This window comes from Deinococcus sp. Leaf326 (assembly GCF_001424185.1).
GTDB lineage: Bacteria > Deinococcota > Deinococci > Deinococcales > Deinococcaceae > Deinococcus.
In genome coordinates this window covers 1-2,767 of record NZ_LMOM01000090.1, presented here as the reverse complement: position 1 = coordinate 2,767, position 2,767 = coordinate 1, and the positions used below count along the sequence as shown (strand labels likewise).

Annotated in this window: 3 protein-coding genes and 1 pseudogene; 1 reads left to right on the top strand and 3 read right to left on the bottom strand. The window is 59.1% G+C overall.

What is annotated here, in order from left to right; translation table 11 throughout:
- A partial coding sequence (locus tag ASF71_RS25475) for a hypothetical protein (protein WP_235514684.1) occupies positions 1-218 on the top strand: 218 nt, incomplete at its 5' end.
- Positions 219-422: 204 nt separating this feature from the next.
- Here the strand turns inward: ASF71_RS25475 and ASF71_RS21430 are convergent.
- From ASF71_RS21430 to ASF71_RS21420, 3 genes and pseudogenes are all read right to left on the bottom strand, one after another.
- Positions 423-644, bottom strand: a complete 222-nt coding sequence (locus ASF71_RS21430; RefSeq protein WP_056303944.1) for a hypothetical protein — start codon at positions 642-644, stop codon at positions 423-425.
- 207 nt (positions 645-851) lie between these two features.
- Complete coding sequence (locus ASF71_RS21425) at positions 852-1,121, bottom strand: hypothetical protein (protein ID WP_056303942.1); 270 nt, start codon at positions 1,119-1,121, stop codon at positions 852-854.
- A 619-nt stretch (positions 1,122-1,740) separates the two neighbouring features.
- Positions 1,741-2,517 (bottom strand): annotated as a pseudogene (locus ASF71_RS21420) (phosphotransferase family protein); the annotation flags it as partial.
- Between the last annotated feature and the right edge of the window lie 250 nt (positions 2,518-2,767).

Genomic DNA, 2,767 nt, shown 5'->3' with positions numbered 1-2,767 from the left:
ATCTCTTCGCGCTGTTCGTCCGTCAATCGGCTGGGACGTCCGGTCGCGACGGTGGCCTCGAGGGTGCGCTGCTGGTTCAGCCGCGTGACCCAAGTGCCAACCGTGTGGATGGAGACCCCGAAGTGCTTTGCGATGGCCTGGCGGGAGAAGGTCCCTTGTTGCAGCCATTCTTTTGCAGCGAGGCGGCGTTCTTCCTGCTGGGCACGGGTGAGTTTTGAGGGCTTCCAACCAGANGCCTGGCGGGAGAAGGTCCCTTGTTGCAGCCATTCTTTTGCRGCGAGGCGGCGTTCTTCCTGCTGGGCACGGGTGAGTTTTGAGGGCTTCCAACCAGACATACCCACTCAGTATAGCAATGATAATTTACGCCGAGATCAATAAGTTCGGGATTGACATCGTTGCGGTGCCGATAGACATGGATCTCTTCAGCTTAGACACTGGATGGCCAGCTGTTTCTGGATGCTGCTGAGTTCTTCCTGAAATTCGTTCAGCTGGCCACCTTGATCGAGGATGGCGCGCTTCGCGCAGGTGAGGGCGGCACTGACGGCGGCGATGACAGAGTGTTCCCATTGACGCTGATGCACCAGAAAGCGACTGGCTTTGGCCTGGGCATGTCGCGCGATCTCTGTCCGCTCGTCAATGTGCATACGTTACTTTGAGAGACAACCCATTATCTGACCGATAAATCTCTGGAAGGTCATTGCCTCTACAGTCAGCCCTTCAGTGTCTGGCGACAGTAATTGCCGGCAGTACGGACATTGGTCTGACGTATCCTCTCCACACTCTTCCTATCTCCACAACACAAGCCGGCCGGGTGAAGTCGGCGCGGGTGCCCCGCCAAACGCGGGGCTTTTTTACGCTTCAGGGAGAGGGACTTCCGCCTCGCCGCTGTAGATCAGTACAAAGGCCTGCGCTTCTTGCGTTTCGAGGCTCGGACTGGAGGGAACGGCGACAATGCCGACCACGGTGTAGCCCTGACCCATGTTGGTTTGTGCCTGGACGAAGGCGCCTGCCTTGTTGGCCTTGTAAAGGAGATCCATATCGGCTGCGGACAGAAGGTCGGGAGTTACGGTGGCTGTGCCTTCGTGAAAGTGAATGAAGGCCTCGAGCTGTTGTGCGTTCATGCCTTGAACGTAGTCGTCAGAGGCCTGATGTGCTGTGAGGTGTAGATGGAGGGCATCATGCCGTACCCGTGGCGTGCCGATAGGAACAGCTCAACGTGAGATGAAGTTTGAGCTGCTGCAGGCCTATGACTCTTGCCTGAGCGTGGGATTTTTTAGGTCTGCCCTGAGCTCAGCATCACCCAAAGCCTAGGGACAAGCACAAGCAAAAAGGAGGTGAACGATGACGACGAAACCTGCTCCGGGGCCCTTTTTGTTGATTAACCCAAGTGACGTTAGATCAAGTAAAAACGTTATCCGTAGAGGGTCGAATTTCCCTTCATGAATGGTTGTCAGGGTGCTCTTGCAGTACCTGTATCGCCCCCTGACTCTGAAAGGACATCGGAACGGTCGATAGTCCTGAATCGGTCCAGACGAACCCAGGTCCTGAGCTGGACAGAACATCCGGATGCAGAGCGGATTCCCATTACTGAAGCTCCTTCAGAACCTGCACGAGCTGTTTGCGGGCCCAGTCCTCATAGCTGTCTGCGCCCAGAGTGCGGTAGGTACACTCCACCACCATGACCAGCAGCAGGTGGAGGTCGTACAAACCCCGGCGAAGGCGGTCCTCCGGTGTATTCAGCAAGTCTCTGCCGTAGCCCTCAGCGAAAGCCGCATGCTCCCGCCTCATGAACAACTGGGACTCTGCCAGTGGGTCGCCCCAGAGGGCACGCTCGAAATCGGTGAAGCCGGTGACGTATGGAGTCTGACCTTCCACCTCGACGAAGACGTTGCCGTCCCAGGAATCCCACAGCAGCAGGGCGGGCCTGGTCACGCTATCCAACAAGGGACTATGGCGGTTCAGCACGTCATGAATCTCGCTGACGGGCAGAGGCACCCCCGCCTGCCGGGCGTCTTCGAGGACGTCCTCCACCAGGACATTGAAGGCGGCACGCCAGCGCGGATGTTGCCGGTCCTCGTCCAGCAGGTGGCCGAAGGCCGGCCCGGTCGCCTCATGAAGTGCCCGCAGGTGCCGGCCAATCTGCCAGTCCACGGCAACCCGCTCCTCTGCCGACAGCAGAGCGCGCTGCTGGTCGAGGGGACGTCCGGGCAGGAAACTCATCACCAGGGCGTCGGTGGGCAGCAGGGTCCGGCTGAAGTCGGTGCCCAGCAGGTCCGGGAGCGGGGCGCGGGTGTGCGTGCGCGCAAGGTGCATCGCCCGCGCCTCGACCTGCATGGCATGGCGCTCGTACCTCAACGTGGGCCGCTGGGGGGGCGGAGCGATCTTCAGGACGATGGAGCCTTTCGGGAGAACGACCCGGTAAGCCGCGTTGTATGTGCCTCCAGTCAGCGGCGTGATGTCGCCCGGCGTGACGGGCCGTCCCAGGCAACGGCTGAGGAGGGCAGGAAATACGTCCATTGTGGGAGGGCAGAACGTCGGCATGAGGAGCCTCAGTCTAAGGAAGTGGTGCGGAGGCAGGCAAACGGTCCAGTGGGATCACCAAAAGACTGTCCAGCAAAACCGCGCCTTCTTCTGTCTGTAAAAGATCGGCTTGAGATTGAACGGCCGTACCTCAGTAGAGGACAACTTCAGTTTTCCCTGTTCTGAACAGCCTCAACAGGTTTGAGGATCGCCAAAAATGACGAAAGGCGGTCTTCTGGAGGTGTGA